Below are 16,391 nucleotides of genomic sequence, written 5' to 3' on the forward strand. Positions count from 1 at the left end.
GAGCCACTAGGTGACCTCACCGAACGAGCCCGGACACCCGGCACCCGCCGGGCCCAAGGGTGCGTCGCAGCCCGAGGGCGGCACCCCCGCCCGACGGCCACAGGCCGCCGAGTCCAACGACACCCCGCCCTGGCAACGCGGTCCGGCGGCGCGCGCCGCCAACCCGCAGCGGACGGCCGAGCAGCAGCGGCCCACCGAGCCGGTGCGTCCCACCGAACAGCAGCGGCCCGCCGAACCGGCGCGCCCCACGGAACCGGTGCGGCCCACGGAACCGGTGCGGCCCGGGGAGCCTCCGCGCCCGCCGGCCCGCTCCCCCGGCGCCGATGCCCGGGTCGGACAGTTCCTGTCCGGCACCGCGGTGAACCCGCCGCGGGAGAACCGCGAAACCCGCGAGACCGAGGTCGTGCCGACCAGAACCGCGGAACGCCCCGAGGGTCAGCGACCGGACAACTACGCCAGCGAGCTGCCCGATCTGTCCGGCCAGTCGCGTCAGGGCAGGCCGCCGGCGCCGTCCGAGCCCCGCCCGCCGGCCCCGGCCGGGCGGGTCCAGCTCGGCGGCAAGAAGCACCAGGGTCCGGTGCGTGCGAGCATGCAGATCCGCCGCATCGATCCGTGGAGCACCCTGAAGGTGTCGCTGGTGCTCTCCGGTGTGATGTTCTTCGTCTGGATGATCGCGGTGGCGTTCCTCTACCTGGTCCTCGGCGGCATGGGTGTGTGGACGAAGCTGAACAGCAACGTCGGCGATCTGCTCACAAGCGACAGCGGTGCCGGTGGTGAACTGATCTCCAGCGGAACGATTTTCGGCGGCGCCACATTGATCGGTCTGGTCAACATCGTGCTGCTGACGGCAATGGCGACCGCGGGTGCATTCATCTACAACCTGATCACCGATCTGGTCGGTGGCGTCGAGGTCACCCTGGCGGATCGGGACTAGGTTTCTCGCGGTTTGGGCGATGGGCAGTGCTTACGGTAATCTCGTCGCTCGGCCGTACTGGTCGAAACGGGCCTATAGCTCAGGCGGTTAGAGCGCTTCGCTGATAACGAAGAGGTCGGAGGTTCGAGTCCTCCTAGGCCCACGGAAGGGTATGCACCATGAGGTTGGTGTTGGTGGCAGCAGTCACAGCCGTCGCGGTGATCGTCTACCGATCCCGCCATGGTGTCGAGATCTGGCACACCATCGAGGAACAATCCGCATAACCCCGTAAGGGGCCTTAGCTCAGTTGGTAGAGCGCTGCCTTTGCAAGGCAGATGTCAGGAGTTCGAATCTCCTAGGCTCCACAATTTCGCCTCTATGACGACAATTCCAGCACCAGACGGCCGCCGACTCGCCTACCGCGAGTACGGCCCGGGCGGCGGGACACCGCTGATCTTTCTCCCGGGCGCCGGGTGCGGTCGGTTGATGCGGTTCGGCAGCGACGCACTGCTTGAGGAACGTGGCGTTCGGATCATCTCCGTCGACCGGCCCGGACTGGGTGCCTCGACCGCCGACCCGCACAAGACCCTGGGCTCGGTGGCCGCTGATCTCGCGCACCTGATCGGAGTCCTCACGACGGAGCCCGTTGCGGTGGTCGCCAACTCGCAAGGCGCCCCGTTCGGGCTGGCACTCGCCCGCCACCAGCAGGTGCGTGGGCTGGTCCTGGTCTCCCCCATCGACGATCTCGGCCATCCCGAGACGACCGCACTCCTGGGCACACCACACCGGGCCTTCGTCGAAGATGTCGCCGCCGACCCGGCCGCCGCGGAGCTCCAGCTGGGTGAATTCACCGCCGATGATCTGTACCGGATGGTCCTGAGCGGCTACCCGGACTCGGACGCTCCGGTGTTTGACCAAGCCGACTTCCGGGCTGTGTTCCTGGCCGCCCTGCGTGACGGCTTCGCTTCCGGCGCTGCGGGTTACGCGCGGGACACGGTGCTGGCGACGTGTGCGTGGCCGGCCGAACTGTTCGACCAGCGGGCGCCGGCGACGATCCTGTACGGGCGCGACGACGACGCGCACTCCCCTGACCACGCGGTTACCTTGGCGGCGCGGATCGGCGCGCACCTACAGATACTGGAGGGCGTCGGCGGGTCACTGCTGTGGAAGTACCCGGATCGGGTCCTCGAGTTGGTGCATCCCGGGCCTGTTCGGCGGGCTTAGGCTCGGAGGATGGGGAAACTTCGGGTCGCCGCCGCATTGTCGAGCCTCGCGATATGCGCAGCCTGCGGTTCGACTGAAGGCCAACCGACCGCCGCCGAGGCCACCGGGTCGAGCGCCACCTCAGAGTCGACGTCAGGCCCCGCGATGACCTCGGAGCGGCCGATCCCGACGGGCCCGCCGATCGGCACCGCGACCATGCAGCTGCGCGGCGGGTCCGGCCCGGTCACCCTCACCTACCGGATCAACGGGGAACCGGAGGTGACCGAGTCGAACGTGACGTTGCCGTGGGAAAAGGAGTACCCGGTCTACGACAAGATCGAGACCTCGGTGAGTGCCGACGGCGGTGACACGGAACTCATCTGCGCGATCATCATGGATGGCAATTTGGTCTCGTTCAAGACCGAAGCACGCCCGACGTGCAGTTTCGCGCACTACGGGTAGACCGGCCAAATTTCAGCTGGTACCCCGACAACAGTGCGCCCGACCAGCCTCAAGCTGTCGCACCGAGCGGGTTATGGTGTTCGGGCTCATCTACGAGAAGTGGATCGTCACCAGCGGAACCGGCCGGTCGATCGTCTTCTCGAACTCCGCGAGCAACAGATTGTGCTGCCGGACCCAGTCGGCGAACTCGTCGTACTCGGCACCGGCCAGTGGGCGGGCCAGAGCGGGGCATACCTGATCACCGATTTCGACAATGACGGCGGGGTCCGCGCGGATGTTGTGAAACCAGTCCGGATCTCGATCCTCCCGGAATGAGCTCAGGTACAGAGTTCCGTCTCGATAGTTCGGTGCCAGCGGTACCACCCGGGCCACGCCGCTGCGGGCCCCTGTCGTGGTCAACAGGATCAGCGGAGTGCCGTCGTAGTCACCGCCGACGTGTCCCGCCTTCGCCCGGAACTCGGTGATGACATCGTCGTTCCAGCTCGACGGGTCCCGGTCGGATTGCAGATTCCACGGGGCGCCCGGATCGTGGTAGCCCATCTCGCCGTTGCTCACTGCTGCGCGTCGCGAACTCTGGGCATTGCCGTGAGCAGTGTGTCGTGGATGTAGGTCAGGTCTTCGGTTGGCTCCCACTCCGCCGAGACGGCGACGTTCTCAGCCCAGTCGCTACCGGTGTCGACATCGCCGTGTCGGTAGACCCACCACAGGTTGCGCCAGGGGTCCAGAAAGCGGGACAGCACATCGCCGAAGAAGTCCGTGGGGCGGGTGATGATCTCCGCACCGGCAGCGGCCGCGCGGTCCATAACGATCGCGACATCGTCGACATAGATCTGGAGCAGTGCCGGGGTGAACGGCCACCCCGGCTTTCGCTCCGCGAACATCACGGTCGTGCCGCCAATCTGAAGCTCGGCGTGCAGCAGCAGGCCGTCGTCGTCGATGGTGCGGGCATCCGGGCGATCGACGCCGTCGAACACCGTGTTCAGGAATCGGATCAGTCCGTCGGCGTCACGGGTGACGATGAACGGGTTGATGGTGGCGAAGCCGGGAGGTGTGGCGGGAGCTGCTGGCATGGGGGTGTCCTTTCGTCACGCCCAGTTCATCTCGACACGCCGCTGCACTTCTTGAACGAGAACGACACATTCCCACCTCGGATCAGCCCTGGCGTCTCCGTTGGGCGGCAATGATGGCGGCCGGCGTCTGACCCCGGATCAACCGCAGGGCGCGCGTCAGGTGGGGTTGATCGGCGAATCCCGCCCCGGCGGCAGCCTCGGCGGGTGAGTGCCCACGCTGCAACAGCAGATACCCATGCTGGGCGCGGTGGATCTGCTCGACCTGCCCGGCGGTCAACCCGACTGTGCGGCGGAAACGGCGCTGCCACGTGCGTGCCGAAGCGCCGACCCGGTCGCCGTCCAGCGCCTTGCGGATCTCTTGGTCGACAAGCAGACCGCCTTGCTCGGTCAGATGATCGACCCAGTCCTCGAGTTCGGTGAAATCCGGTACCGGCCAACGGCGCTCCCCCAGGGTGACGTGCTCCTTCGACACCGGCAGCGGCATCGTCTCGCCGAGGATGGCGCGTTTGGGGACGCCGGGAATGGCCACGTACGCGGCGAGTTCGACACCCCAGTACTGTTCACCGATGTGCCCGTCGACCGTCCGGCTTTGTAGGCTCGGGCCGTCCAGTTCGGCGCCCTGCGTACCGTCCGAGCGTCGGATGAAGGACAGCCCCCAGTACTCGGACCCGGTCACTGGGTAGCGTCCGGGACGTTCCACCCGCGCACGCCAGAGGGTGCGGACCAGTGCTGATCGTCCCGGCCGTTCCTCCCACATCCGCAGAACATACCGATCGACGACCCCAGCGGGAACAGAGCCGTCCGGAAATCGGCGGGATACCGTGCCGCGCTGTAGCTTTCCGCCGACCGGCACCGCTCAGCTGTACGCCACGTGCACCTGTCGGATATGCCCCTCGAACGGGAACGGTGCCCGTTCGCGGTAATCCAGCGACACCGGCGAACCCAGGCAGGTCCCGATGTCCAGGCAGTCATTGGCGGTGAACAGCAGCGGCGCGCTGACCGGCACCTGACCCGACGCCACCTCGGAACCGTCCACCGACACCGTGATGTCCAATGGCCCGCCCGGGCGCGGCTCGGCATACCGAGTTTCCACCACGATGGTGTGCCGTCCGGCGGGTATCGGCTCGGCCGAGCGGATCTTGGTGCGCATCAGGATGAACAGGTTGTACTCGTAGCAGAGGTGGCCGTCATCGAGATAACAGGTCAGGCCGCCCGCCCCGGCGCCCAATGCGTACAGCACACCGCTGCCGGCCTCGGGCACGTCCACGTCGATGGTGACGACGTTGTTCTTGTTGCCCAACGCGGGCGCGCAGAACTCGGGCATGCGCACCATGTCCCCGGCGAACGTCCACTCCCGGTACGGCGGGGCGATGCGCAACTCCGGGTGATACACCGGCACCCACAGCCCGCCGCCGATCGGCAACACCGCATTGCGGGCCGCCTCGATGGCGAACAGCTCGCGCAGCTGGGCCAGCTTCTCCGGCTCGGCGGCGGCCAGATCGTGTGCCTGCGACCAGTCCCGGTCCAGGTGGTAGAGCTCCCAGCGGTCCTGATCGGGGGTCCAGGTGGCGATGCCCTCAGGCCGGCCGGGGACCCAGGGCAATCGCGGTCCGCGGGCGCAGGCCAGCCACCCGTCGTCGTAGATCGCCCGGCTGCCCATGATCTCGAAATACTGGGTCTTCTTGCCGCCCGGCGCCGCGCGGTCGACCAGCGTGCGCGCGAAACTCGCTCCGGCGACCGGGATCTGCTGTTCACCGGCCACCGTGTGCGGCGGCTCGATCCCGACCACCTCGTAGATCGTCGGCACGATATCGGTGCAGTGCAGGAACACATCTCGCGGCGTGGCGTCGGGCGCCACCCGGGCCGGCCAGCGCACTGCCAGCGGGTTGCGGGTACCGCCCAGGTGCGATGCCAGCAACTTCATCCCCTTGTAGGGTGTGCTGCCCGCCCACGCCCACCCGGCGTGGTACTGGTTGTCCACCAGCGGTGACCCGAGCACGTCCAGCCCACCCAGCGCGTCCAGCGCATCGATGTGCTGGCGCACCGTCGTTGGAATACCGTTCTGCGCCAACAATTCCGCGATCGTGCCGTTCTGCCCCTCGCCGGAGGATCCGTTGTCACCCCAGATGTAGAAGAACAGCGTGTTCTCGCCGTAGCCGAGCGCATCGAGCTCATCGGAGATCCGGCCGACCTGTACGTCGACGTGCTCGGCATAGCCGGCGGCCACCTCCATGAGACGGCGCTGGAACGGCTTCTCGTCGTCGGGGATGTCATCCCAGGCCGCCAGGGTCTCGTCGCGCCCGGTGAGCGCGCAGTCCTGCGGGATCCAACCCTTCTCCTTGGCGCGGGCAAAGACGCGTTCGCGGTAGGCATCCCAGCCGTCGTCGAACTTGCCGGCGTACTTGTCCGCCCACTCCTTCATGATGTGATGCGGGCCGTGCAGGCATCCGCTGGCCCAGTACATGAAGAACGGTTTGTCGGCGTTGAACGCCCGGTGCCTACGCAGCCACCCGATGGCATCGTCGGCGAGGTCCTCGGAGAGGTGATAACCCTCCTCGGGCGTCTTCGTCGGTGCGACGACGGTGGTGTTGCGGACCAGATGGGGTTCGTACTGGGATGCCTCGCCGGCCAGGAAGCCGTAGAAGTACTCGAAACCCAGTCCGGTGGGCCAGTTTTCGAACGGACCGGCCGCGGTGGTCTCCTCGGCGGGCGTGTTGTGCCACTTGCCGAACGCCGAGGTGGCATAGCCGTACTGCTTGAGCACCTCGGCGACCGTCGCCGCGGATCGCGGGATCTTGCCGGAGTAGCCGTCCCAGTCGTTGGCCAGTTCGGCGATCTGCCCGTTACCGATCTCGTGGTGGTTACGGCCGGTCAGCAGTGAGGCGCGGGTCGGCGAGCACATGGCAGTGGTGTGAAACCGGTTGTAGGACACGCCTTCGGCGCAGAAGCGATCCAGCGTCGCGGTGGTCACCTCGCCGCCGAAGGCGGTGGGCAGGCCCGGTCCGGCGTCGTCGATGAGCACGATGACGATGTTGGGGGTGTCCGGGTGCAGGCGCCGCGGCACCTCGCGCTGGGCGTAGGTCGACTCGCCGAGTGTGCGGCCGGCCACGCTGGCCGACGGGATCGGCGGGAACGGCAGCACGCCGCCGTCGGAGATCTTTGGGGCAACGATGTCGGCGGTCATCACGGTCCTCTCGGCGCACGAAATGTCCCATAAGTGATACACCGTGCGGTCGCGGCCCGCGTCAGGGTTTGGGTGTGATCTCCACGCTCGGCGGCAACGTCGAGGGCTCGGGCCGCATCGAGCGCCGCACGATCGAGAACGTCACCGCGCCGACCGCGAGCACCCCGGCGCCGATCAGCACGTACAGCAGCGGCCGGCGTTTCGCCGGGGCAGGCTCTTCGGCGCGCAGCCGCCGGCTCACCCACGAGGCGCCCGAGGCCGCCGAGGACATGCCCAGCCCCACGGTGCCGCGAGTGATATCCACCGGACCGACGATCGTGTACCGCACGCCGCGGCCGAATCGTTGCGCCGGGGTCAGTGCGGCGTCGGTGCTGGTGCTCATGGGCCACCTCTCTGGGCTGTCGGAAGTCCTCCACAGCGTGCCACTAACTGCGGGGCCGTGGACAGCGGTATGGGACCGAGTGGCAGACTGAAATCCGTGACGAGCCCCATTCAGACAGCGACCGCGACGCTGCACACCAACCGTGGTGACATCAAGATCGCCCTGTTCGGCAACCACGCCCCCAAGACCGTCGCCAACTTCACCGGCCTGGCGCAGGGCACCAAGGACTACAGCACCGAGAACGCCACCGGCGGATCGTCGGGTCCGTTCTACGACGGCGCCATCTTCCACCGCGTCATCGATGGATTCATGATCCAGGGCGGCGACCCCACCGGCACCGGCCGCGGCGGACCCGGCTACCAGTTCGCCGACGAGTTCCACCCGGAACTGCAGTTCGACAAGCCCTACCTGCTGGCGATGGCCAACGCCGGGCCGGGCACCAATGGCTCGCAGTTCTTCATCACCGTCGGCAAGACCCCGCACCTGAACCGTCGCCACACCATCTTCGGTGAGGTCGTCGATCCGGAATCGCAGAAGGTCGTCGACGCCATCGCCACCACCGCCACCGACCGTGGCGACCGGCCCACCGAGCCCGTCGTGATCGAGAGCGTCACCATCTCCTGACCCGCAGTTCCCGAAGCGCACGCTTGCCGATATTCGGTGAGCGTGCGTTTTCTTTGGGTGCCGGGCGGTGTGTCGGGCCGCAGACACGCACGCTCGCCGAGGGGGGTCAGCGCGCGTAGCCGGCGTCGGTCAGTGCGTCGAGCACTGCGACCGGGCTGGTGCCCAGGTCCCAGCGGGTGAACACGTACAACCGGTCATCGGTCGTGTCGATCTCCAGCAGGCGCTGCTTGCGCGCGAGGCGGCTGAACTCGGTGACGCGAATCAGGGCGATCTCCTCGCCGGTGATGACCCGCGAGCTCACCCAACCGCGCACCGCAAGCCCTGCCTCGGTGATTGCCAGTTTCGGACGTGCACGCCACGAACCGAGCGCAAACACCAGCAAACCGGCGCCGGCAACGGCGCCCATGACACGCCCCGGCAGGTCTGTGACCACGGTCACAGCGGCCACGGCCAGCACAAGACCGGCGATTCCGGTCACGATCACGGCCGCCGACTTGGGAGCCCAAGAAGTTTGCTGCACGGGCTCAGGACCGCCTCTTACCGGGTATTTCGGAGTTATCCACAGGCGCTATCCCCAATGGGGATGAATCACAACGGTGTGATTGGGTTACGAGCAGGTTGCGGCCCGGGTAACGCGGTCGAGGCGAAAATGAATTCATCTCGGGGCGCGGGTCGCGTCAGCGCCACCGCATGGTGAGCAAAAGACCGGTGATCATGAAGGCAAACGCGATGGCGTAGTTCCACGGGCCCAGATCGGCCATCCAGCCCAGCCAGGTGGGTGCGTTCAGTCCGGTGGCGCCGAGCTGGAAGACCAGCAGCCAGAACAGACCGAACAGCATCAGGCCGACGAACAGCACCACGAACCACACGCTCGAGGGTCCGGCCTTGACCTTGACCGGGGTCCGACTCACCGGGTTGACGGTGAAGTCGTTCTTCTTACGGACTTTGGACTTGGGCATGGTTAACCTTTGAAGACGATGGTCGAGGCGGTGAACCCTGAGCCTAACGCAGCGCCGGACCCCAAACGGTCGCTGTGGCGGTTCGCGGTGCCGATCGTGTGCGTGTTCGCCGGTCTGCTGCTGTCCACCACGCACGGTGTCTCCGGCGGTGACGAGATCCGCCGCAGTGACGCGCCGCGGCTGGTCGACCTGGTCCGGGAGACCAGTGCCAACGTCGACCGCCTGACCGCCCGCCGCGACGCTTTCGTGGCGGCCATGGAGAGTCACCACGGCGGCTCCCCCGGCGCCGCCGCCGCGCTGGCGGCCATCACCCGGCGCTCGGACACCCTGGCCGAGCAGGCCGGCCTGGACCCCGTCCGCGGGCCCGGCCTCGTCGTCACCCTCGACGACGCCCAGCGCGACGCCGACGGTCGCTATCCGGTCGACGCCTCCCCCGACGACCTGGTCGTCCATCAACAGGACATCCAGGCGGTGCTGAACGCCCTGTGGAGCGCCGGCGCCGAGGGCATCCAGATGCAGGATCAGCGCATCATCGCGACCTCCGCGCCGCTGTGCGTCGGGAACACGCTGCTGCTCAACGGCCGCACCTACAGCCCGCCCTATGTCGTGACCGCCATCGGCGATCCCGCGGCCATGCAGGCCGCCCTGGCCGCCGCACCGCTGGTGACGCTGTACAAGCAGTACGTGCTGCGTTTCCAGCTCGGGTACTCCGAGCAGGTCCGCGCGTCGGTCGAGCTGCCGGGCTACCCGGCACCGGTGCGGATGCGCTACGCCAAAGCAGCAGGTCCGCTCGGGTACTGACGCAGCGGCGCTGACCAGTAGCCTGATCGCATGCAGGTTCTGGTCGTCGACAATTACGACAGCTTCGTGTTCAACCTGGTCCAGTACCTGGGCCAGCTCGGCGTGACGGCCCAGGTCTGGCGCAACGACGACGAACGGCTGGACGATCCGGACGAGGTGGCCCGGCAGTTCGACGGCATCCTGCTCTCCCCCGGGCCCGGCACCCCCGAGCGGGCCGGCGCGTCGATCCCGCTGGTGCACGCCAGCGCGCAGACCGGCACTCCGCTACTCGGCGTGTGCCTGGGCCACCAGGCCATCGGGGTCGCCTTCGGCGGCACGGTGGACCGCGCCCCGGAGCTGCTGCACGGCAAGACCAGCATCGTGCATCACGCCGATGCCGGTGTGCTGCAGGGACTTCCGGATCCGTTCACGGCGACCCGGTACCACTCGTTGACGATCCTGCCGGACACCCTGCCCGCCGAGCTGGAATCCACCGGGCAGACCGACAGCGGCGTCATCATGGCCGTGCGGCACCGCGAACTGCCGATCCACGGCGTGCAGTTCCACCCGGAATCCATCCTCACCGAGGGCGGGCACCGGATGCTGGCCAACTGGTTGGGATACTGCGGGGCCGCGCCCGACGAGAACCTGGTGCGCAAGCTGGAGAACGAGGTGGCCGACGCGGTGCGGGCAGCGACAGCGCGGACCTGATCGCAATGTCAGGGGAACATCTGAGCGAGACGGCCGGCTAGGACGCGAAGTTGAGCGTGATCGAGTCCCCGTAGCCCACCCCGGCACCCGGCGTCGGGCTCTGGGTGACCACCGCATTGGTCCGCTGACCGCTGTTGTCGACGTTGGCGCCCTTGATCAGCACACCGGTCCAGCCCAGCGCCCGCAGATTGGGTTCGGCGTCCACCCAGAACTGTCCGGTCAGGTTGGGCATCACGAACTGGTTGCCGCGCGAGACCCGCATCTGGACCACCGCGTCCTTGGGGGTCGGCGCCCCGGCGGCCGGATTCGTGCCGACCACCTGGCCGGCCGGTGCGGTGTTGTCCACCTCGACCGGCAGCACATTGGTGAACCCGGAGGCGGTCAGGATCTGCTGGCACACCTCGACGCTCTGCCCGACGCAGTCGGGAACATTGACGCTGCCCGGACCGGATCCCACGATGATCGTGATGACGTTGGTGATGGCCGAGGTGGCATTCGCTGGTGGGTTGGTGCCCAGCACCTTGCCCTTGAGCTCGGGGGTGGACTCCGACTCCGAGGGCTGTACCCGGCCGAAGCCCGCGTCGAGCAGTTCGGTGGTGGCCTGCGCCAGCGTCATGCCCTTGACCTCGGGCACGGCGCGCTGCTCGGGCCCGGTGGACACCACGATGGTGATGTCCTCCCCGGCGCTGACCTCGGTGCCCGCCGCGGGTTCGGTGGCGATGACGTGCTCGGGGCGCACCGCCGAATCGGGGCGCTGCTGGGTGCGGGTCTTGAAGCCGCGGTTCTGCAGGGCGGCGATGGCATCGGCGGACGCCTGGCCGGTCACATCGGGAACCTGCACGTCGCGTGGACTGTTGCCCAGGGTGTTGATGGCGATGGTCACCACCACGGTCAGCACGGCCAGCACGGCGACAACGATCAGCCAGCGTCCCACCGAGTTGTTGTTGGACCGGTTCGGATAGCCGGCGGCGGTCGGGATGTGCTCGGTGGGCAGTGCCCGCGCATGCGGGGCGGCCACGTTGGTCAGCATGGTGGTGCGCTCGGCGTCGGTGAAGATCTTCGGCGCCTCGGGGGCCTCGCCGCTGTGCACCCGGATCAGGTCGGTGCGCATCTCGGCGGCACTCTGATACCGGTTCTCGGGATTTTTCGACAGCGCCTTGAGCACCACGGCGTCGAGCTCGGGGGAGACCCCGGAGTGCCGTGTCGATGGTGGTGCGGGGTCCTCGCGGACATGCTGGTAGGCCACGGCCACCGGCGAGTCACCCACGAAAGGTGGTTCGCCGGTAAGGATTTCGTACAGCACGCAGCCCAGCGAGTAGACGTCGGAGCGGGCGTCGACCTTCTCACCGCGGGCCTGCTCGGGCGACAGGTACTGCGCGGTGCCGATGACGGCCGCGGTCTGGGTGACGTTGTTGGCATCGGCCAGGGCGCGGGCGATGCCGAAATCCATCACCTTCACCGCGCCGGAGTGCGAGATCATGATGTTGGCCGGCTTGACGTCGCGGTGGATGATGCCGTGCTGATGGCTGAAGTTCAGCGCCTGGCAGGCGTCGGCGATGATCTCGATGGCGCGCTTGGGCTCGATCGGCCCCTCGGTGTGCACGATGTCGCGCAGCGTGACGCCGTCGACGTACTCCATGACGATGTAGGGCAGCGGACCGTTGGGCGTATCCGCCTCACCGGTGTCGTACACCGCCACGATCGCCGGGTGATTCAGGGCCGCGGCGTTCTGCGCCTCGCGGCGGAACCGCAGATAAAAGCTCGGGTCGCGGGCCAGGTCGGCCCGCAGCACCTTGACCGCGACGTCACGGTGCAACCGGGTGTCGCGGGCGATGTGGACCTCGGACATGCCGCCGAACCCGAGGATCTCTCCGAGTTCGTAGCGGTCCGAAAGGTGCTGGGGCGTGGTCACGGGGTCTCACTAGGTGCGTCACTGGGCGGTGGCTCGGGCGGCACGCCGATGACGGTGGTGCTGGTGGAGGTCTCCTGCTGCACCGGGTTGTCCCGCTTGTCCTGGGCGTTCACCACGATCAATACCGCGATGATGATGGCCAGCGCGCCCAGCACGCCGGCGGCCCACAACAATGCGCGCTGACCGGACGAGAACGTGCGCCGCGGGGGCGGCGGCCGGTGGTTACCGGTGCCGGCGCGCGGGCGCGCCGACGTCACGGGCGGGCGGTACTCGGCGGCCGCGGCGGCGCGGGCCTGGGTGACCGACGGGATGGCGGCCGGGGCGGCCCGGCCGATGGTGGGCGCGGAGTTCGGCCGCGGCGGTCGGCGCCCGGCGCGGACCGCGGCGACGGCGTCGGCGAACGGACCACCGGAGCGGTACCGGTGATTGGGCTCCTTGGCCAGCGTGATCTCGATGAGCTCACGTACGTTGGGCGGCAGATCCGGGGGAAGCGGGGGCGGGGCTTCCTTGATGTGCTTCATCGCCACGGTCAGCGCACCGTCGCCGGTGAACGGGCGCTTGCCCGACACCGACTCGTAGCCGACGACCCCGAGGGAGTAGACGTCCGAGGCGGCGGTGGCATCACGGCCGAGCGCCTGTTCCGGCGCGATGTACTGGGCGGTGCCCATCACCATGCCGGTCTGGGTCACCGGGGCGGCGTCGACAGCCTTGGCGATACCGAAGTCGGTGAGCTTCACCTGTCCGGTCGGGGTGATCAGGATGTTGCCGGGTTTGACGTCGCGGTGCACCAGGCCCGCGGTGTGCGCCACCTGCAGGGCGCGGCCGGTCTGCTCCAGCATGTCCAGGGCGTGCCGCAGCGACAGTCGTCCGGTGCGTTTGATGACGGAGTTCAGCGGCTCGCCGTTGACCAGCTCCATCACCAGGTAGGCGGTACGCCCCTCGCCGGCGTCCATCTCGGTCTCGCCGTAGTCGTAGACGCTGGCGATACCGGGGTGATTGAGCATCGCGACGGTGCGGGCCTCCCCGCGGAAGCGGTCGACGAACTCCGAGTCCTCGGAGAACTCGGCCTTGAGCACCTTGATCGCGACCTGGCGGCCGAGCCGGGTGTCGAGTCCCTCCCACACCTGCCCCATACCGCCGGTGGCGATGAGCCGCTGCAGCCGGTACCGGCCCGACAGCGTCACACCCACCCGCGCCGTCATGATCCCTCCCGGAGAGCGGCGGCAATGGTGGCACGCCCGATCGGGGCGGCCACTGCGCCGCCGGTGGCGGACAATCGGTCACCGCCATTCTCCACGAGCACGGCAACGGCCACCTTGGGGGCTTGTGCCGGGGCGAAGGCGATGTACCAGGCGTGGGGCGGGGTGTTGCGGGGATCCGTGCCGTGCTCGGCGGTGCCCGTCTTGGATGCGATCTGCACGCCGGCGATGGCTCCCTTCTGCTGCGTCACCTGCTCGGCGCCGACCATCAAATCGGTAAGTGTAGCCGCGACCTGCGGTGACACCGCTCGGCGTTGTTCGGTCGGAGCGGTGGTGGCGATATTGGACAGGTCCGGTCCCTTGAGGGTATCGACCAGATACGGGGTCATGGTCACGCCGTCGTTGGCGATGGTCGCGGCGACCATCGCATTCTGCAGCGGGGTGACGGCGACATCGCGCTGGCCGATGCTCGACATTCCCAGGGCCGCGGCATCGCCGATCGGCCCGACCGTGGACTCGGCGACCTGCAGCGGGATCGGCGCGGTCGCGGAGTCCAGGCCGAACGCCCGCGCGGTGGCCTTGAGCCTGTCGGCGCCGTTGTCGATGCCCATCTCGACGAACGCGGTGTTGCAGGATCGGGCGAACGCCTCGCGCAGGGAGGCCGTCGGGCCGCCGCCGCAGGGATTGCCGCCGTAGTTCTCCAGGGTGGCGGTGGTGTCGGGCAGCGTGATCCGGGCGGCGGATGTCAGCTGGGTGTCGGGGGTGGCGCCGGCCTGCAGTGCGGTGGCCGTGGTGATCACCTTGAATGTGGAGCCCGGCGGGTAGGTCTCCGAGATCGCCCGGTTCAGCAGCGGCGCGTTGTCATCGTCCCGTAGCTGCTCCCAGGCCTTGGTCTGCACCGAACCATCATGGCTGGCAAGCTGATTCGGGTCATAGGACGGTGCCGAGACCATCGCCAGGATCTTGCCGGTGGCGGGTTCGAGTGCGACGACGGCGCCCTTGCACGGCCCGTCACAACCCTCGGCCATGGCCTCCCAGGCGGCGTCCTGCACATCGGGTTTCACGGTGGTGTCGACGTTGCCGCCACGTGGGTCGCGGCCGGCGAAGAAGTCGGCCAGCCGGCGCCCGAACAGCCGCTCGTCGGAACCGTTGAGAATGGGATCCTCGGCGCGCTCCAGCCCGCTGCTGGAGTAGCCGAGCGAATAGAAGCCGGTGACCGGGGCGTAGGTCTCCGGTTTCGGATAGGTCCGCAGGAATCGGAAGCGGCCGTCGGTGGACACCGAATACGCCAACAGCTCACCGCCCGCGGTGATCTGGCCGCGCTGACGCGAGTATTCGTCGAGCAGCACGCGCTGGTTGCGCGGGTCGGTGCGGTACCCGTCGGCGGTGAACACCTGGGTGAACGTCGCATTGGCGAGCAGCAGCACGACAAGTGCCATGAAGCAGACCGAGAGTCGGCGCAGGGAGGTGTTCATGCTTTCCCGATCACCTCGGTGGATGCGGCCGCGATGGGGCCCGGGTTGGGTCCGGTGGTGGGTCCGATCGGGCGGCGGGCCGCGTGGGAGATGCGGACCAGGATGGCCAGCAGGACGTAGTTGGCCAGTAGCGAGGACCCGCCGTAGGACATCCACGGGGTGGTCAGTCCGGTCAGCGGGATCAGTTTGGTGACGCCGCCCACGACGATGAACAGCTGGATGGCCAGCGTCGAGGCCAGCCCGGCGGCCAGCAGCTTGCCGAAGCTGTCGCGCACCGCGATGGCGGTGCGCAGCCCGCGGGTGATCAGGATCGTGTAGAGCATGAGAACGCCTGCCAGACCGACCAATCCGAGTTCCTCGCCGATGGCGGCGATGATGAAGTCGGTGGAGGCGGCGGGGACGGTGCCCGGTTGACCGTTGCCCAGGCCGGTGCCGAAGATGCCGCCGGTGGCGAAGCTGAACAGCGACTGCACCATCTGATAGCCGGCCCCGTCGGGGTCGGCGAACGGGTCCAGCCAGTTCTGCACGCGCACCCGGACATGGCCGAACAACTGGTAGGCGATCACGCTGCCGACGGCGAACAGTCCGAGCCCGATGATCACCCAGGCCAGTCGGTCGGTGGCGATGTAGAGCAGCACCAGGAACGAGGCATACAGCAAAAGCGATGTGCCGAGGTCCTTTTCGAAGACCATCACGCCCACCGAGGCGATCCAGGCCACCAGCAGCGGAGCCAGGTCGCGCGGCCGCGGCAGATCCACACCGAGCACATGCTTGCCGGCGTTGGTGAACAGTTCCCGCTTGGACACCAGCACCGCGGCGAAGAACGTCAGCAGCAGGATCTTGGAGAACTCGGCGGGCTGGATGGAGAAGCCCTCGAACCGGATCCAGATCTTGGCGCCGTTCTGCTCGGAGAACCGCGATGGCAGCAATGCCGGGATCAGCAGCAGCACAAAGCCCACCAGTCCGCAGGTATAGCCGTAACGGGCCAGCATGCGGTGGTCGTGCAGCACCGCAAGCACCGCCGCGAACGCGATCACACCGACCAGCGTCCACAGCATCTGCTGCGCGGCGTTACCCCCGACGCTGTCCTGGCTGAGCTCGCGCTGGGCCAGGTCGAGACGGTGGATCATGACCAATCCCAGGCCGTTGAGCAGCGCGACGACCGGCAGCAGCAGCGGGTCGGCGTACGGGGCGAAGCGCCGGATGGCCAGGTGCGCACCGCCGAACAGGGCCAGATAGCCCAACGTGTACTGCGCGAGATCCCAGTTGACGCCCTGCTCCTGGTTGGCCTCCACGATCAGCAGCGCGACGGTGGTGAGCACCGCGGCAAAGACGAGGAGGCCGAGTTCGGCATTGCGCCGATTCGGCAGGGGAGGGGTGACGGAGACCGGTGACTGTGGCTCAGTGCTCATGACGCGGTCCGGCAATTGGTGCCCGGCTCCGGCGGTGGGGGCGGCAGTGCCGTCACGGTGTCCGACGGTGTCGGGCTGGGGCTGGGCGCGCTTCGCCCCGTACGC

At 68.1% G+C, this 16,391-nt stretch carries 17 protein-coding genes and 2 tRNA genes; 8 read left to right on the forward strand and 11 right to left on the reverse strand.

From position 1 onward, the window contains the following. Positions 1–10 precede the first annotated feature (10 nt). From BST17_RS23735 to BST17_RS23755, 5 genes are all read left to right on the forward strand, one after another. A complete protein-coding gene (locus BST17_RS23735; RefSeq protein ID WP_083061358.1) occupies positions 11–934 on the forward strand; it encodes a DUF3566 domain-containing protein in 924 nt (307 codons plus the stop codon). 68 nt (positions 935–1,002) lie between these two features. Continuing rightward, positions 1,003–1,076: transfer RNA gene (locus BST17_RS23740), tRNA-Ile, on the forward strand. A gap of 129 nt (positions 1,077–1,205) precedes the next feature. Continuing rightward, positions 1,206–1,278, forward strand: a tRNA-Ala gene (locus BST17_RS23745). Positions 1,279–1,291: 13 nt separating this feature from the next. Beyond that, positions 1,292–2,137 carry an alpha/beta fold hydrolase gene (locus BST17_RS23750; protein ID WP_083061359.1) on the forward strand — a complete coding sequence of 282 codons (846 nt, stop codon included), beginning with the start codon at positions 1,292–1,294 and terminating at the stop codon, positions 2,135–2,137. A gap of 9 nt (positions 2,138–2,146) precedes the next feature. After that, the gene (locus BST17_RS23755) at positions 2,147–2,578 is read left to right on the forward strand and encodes a hypothetical protein (RefSeq protein ID WP_083061360.1); all 432 of its coding nucleotides are present in this window, start codon (positions 2,147–2,149) and stop codon (positions 2,576–2,578) included. A gap of 90 nt (positions 2,579–2,668) precedes the next feature. Here the strand turns inward: BST17_RS23755 and BST17_RS23760 are convergent, their stop codons facing one another. The 5 genes from BST17_RS23760 to cwsA all read right to left on the reverse strand — a co-directional run bounded on the left by BST17_RS23760 (position 2,669) and on the right by cwsA (position 7,214). After that, positions 2,669–3,133 (reverse strand): nitroreductase/quinone reductase family protein, encoded by a 465-nt coding sequence (locus BST17_RS23760; RefSeq protein ID WP_234807792.1) that lies wholly within the window; start codon positions 3,131–3,133, stop codon positions 2,669–2,671. Next, positions 3,130–3,648, reverse strand: a complete 519-nt coding sequence (locus BST17_RS23765; protein ID WP_083061361.1) for a VOC family protein — start codon at positions 3,646–3,648, stop codon at positions 3,130–3,132. The genes BST17_RS23760 and BST17_RS23765 overlap by 4 nt, the downstream gene beginning before the upstream one ends. A gap of 82 nt (positions 3,649–3,730) precedes the next feature. Beyond that, positions 3,731–4,348, reverse strand: coding sequence for a helix-turn-helix domain-containing protein (locus BST17_RS23770; protein ID WP_207573708.1), 618 nt, complete (start codon positions 4,346–4,348; stop codon positions 3,731–3,733). A gap of 156 nt (positions 4,349–4,504) precedes the next feature. Next, positions 4,505–6,832 (reverse strand): arylsulfatase, encoded by a 2,328-nt coding sequence (locus BST17_RS23775; RefSeq protein ID WP_083061363.1) that lies wholly within the window; start codon positions 6,830–6,832, stop codon positions 4,505–4,507. A gap of 61 nt (positions 6,833–6,893) precedes the next feature. Continuing rightward, complete coding sequence (gene cwsA / locus BST17_RS23780) at positions 6,894–7,214, reverse strand: cell wall synthesis protein CwsA (protein WP_083061364.1); 321 nt, start codon at positions 7,212–7,214, stop codon at positions 6,894–6,896. A gap of 69 nt (positions 7,215–7,283) precedes the next feature. On the opposite strand from cwsA, the gene BST17_RS23785 reads away from it, so the two are divergent. After that, positions 7,284–7,838, forward strand: coding sequence for a peptidylprolyl isomerase (locus tag BST17_RS23785; protein WP_083061376.1), 555 nt, complete (start codon positions 7,284–7,286; stop codon positions 7,836–7,838). Positions 7,839–7,944: 106 nt separating this feature from the next. Here BST17_RS23785 and BST17_RS23790 read toward each other — a convergent pair whose 3' ends face one another. After that, positions 7,945–8,358 carry a PH domain-containing protein gene (locus tag BST17_RS23790; protein ID WP_083061365.1) on the reverse strand — a complete coding sequence of 138 codons (414 nt, stop codon included), beginning with the start codon at positions 8,356–8,358 and terminating at the stop codon, positions 7,945–7,947. Positions 8,359–8,515: 157 nt separating this feature from the next. Then, positions 8,516–8,797: a cell division protein CrgA gene (gene crgA, locus BST17_RS23795; protein ID WP_083061366.1), complete on the reverse strand. Its 282-nt coding sequence runs from the start codon at positions 8,795–8,797 to the stop codon at positions 8,516–8,518. A gap of 18 nt (positions 8,798–8,815) precedes the next feature. Here crgA and BST17_RS23800 point away from each other — a divergent pair, with 18 nt between their 5' ends. Together BST17_RS23800 and BST17_RS23805 are read left to right on the forward strand one after the other, a co-directional pair. After that, entirely contained in the window at positions 8,816–9,598 is a 783-nt protein-coding gene (locus BST17_RS23800) for a DUF881 domain-containing protein (RefSeq protein WP_083061367.1), read from the forward strand. Positions 9,599–9,628: 30 nt separating this feature from the next. After that, the gene (locus BST17_RS23805; protein WP_083061368.1) at positions 9,629–10,288 is read left to right on the forward strand and encodes an aminodeoxychorismate/anthranilate synthase component II; all 660 of its coding nucleotides are present in this window, start codon (positions 9,629–9,631) and stop codon (positions 10,286–10,288) included. 37 nt (positions 10,289–10,325) lie between these two features. Here BST17_RS23805 and pknB read toward each other — a convergent pair whose 3' ends face one another. The 4 genes from pknB to BST17_RS23825 are packed head-to-tail and all read right to left on the reverse strand — an operon-like array spanning position 10,326 to position 16,286. Continuing rightward, positions 10,326–12,200: a Stk1 family PASTA domain-containing Ser/Thr kinase gene (pknB, locus tag BST17_RS23810; RefSeq protein WP_083061369.1), complete on the reverse strand. Its 1,875-nt coding sequence runs from the start codon at positions 12,198–12,200 to the stop codon at positions 10,326–10,328. After that, positions 12,197–13,402 carry a protein kinase domain-containing protein gene (locus BST17_RS23815; RefSeq protein ID WP_083061370.1) on the reverse strand — a complete coding sequence of 402 codons (1,206 nt, stop codon included), beginning with the start codon at positions 13,400–13,402 and terminating at the stop codon, positions 12,197–12,199. Before BST17_RS23815 ends, pknB begins: the two co-directional genes overlap by 4 nt. Continuing rightward, positions 13,399–14,874 (reverse strand): D,D-transpeptidase PbpA, encoded by a 1,476-nt coding sequence (gene pbpA / locus BST17_RS23820; protein ID WP_083061371.1) that lies wholly within the window; start codon positions 14,872–14,874, stop codon positions 13,399–13,401. The genes BST17_RS23815 and pbpA overlap by 4 nt, the downstream gene beginning before the upstream one ends. Then, the gene (locus BST17_RS23825) at positions 14,871–16,286 is read right to left on the reverse strand and encodes a peptidoglycan glycosyltransferase RodA (protein ID WP_083061372.1); all 1,416 of its coding nucleotides are present in this window, start codon (positions 16,284–16,286) and stop codon (positions 14,871–14,873) included. Before BST17_RS23825 ends, pbpA begins: the two co-directional genes overlap by 4 nt. Positions 16,287–16,391: the final 105 nt, after the last annotated feature.

Source organism: Mycolicibacterium bacteremicum (assembly GCF_002086115.1).
Classification (GTDB): domain Bacteria; phylum Actinomycetota; class Actinomycetes; order Mycobacteriales; family Mycobacteriaceae; genus Mycobacterium; species Mycobacterium bacteremicum.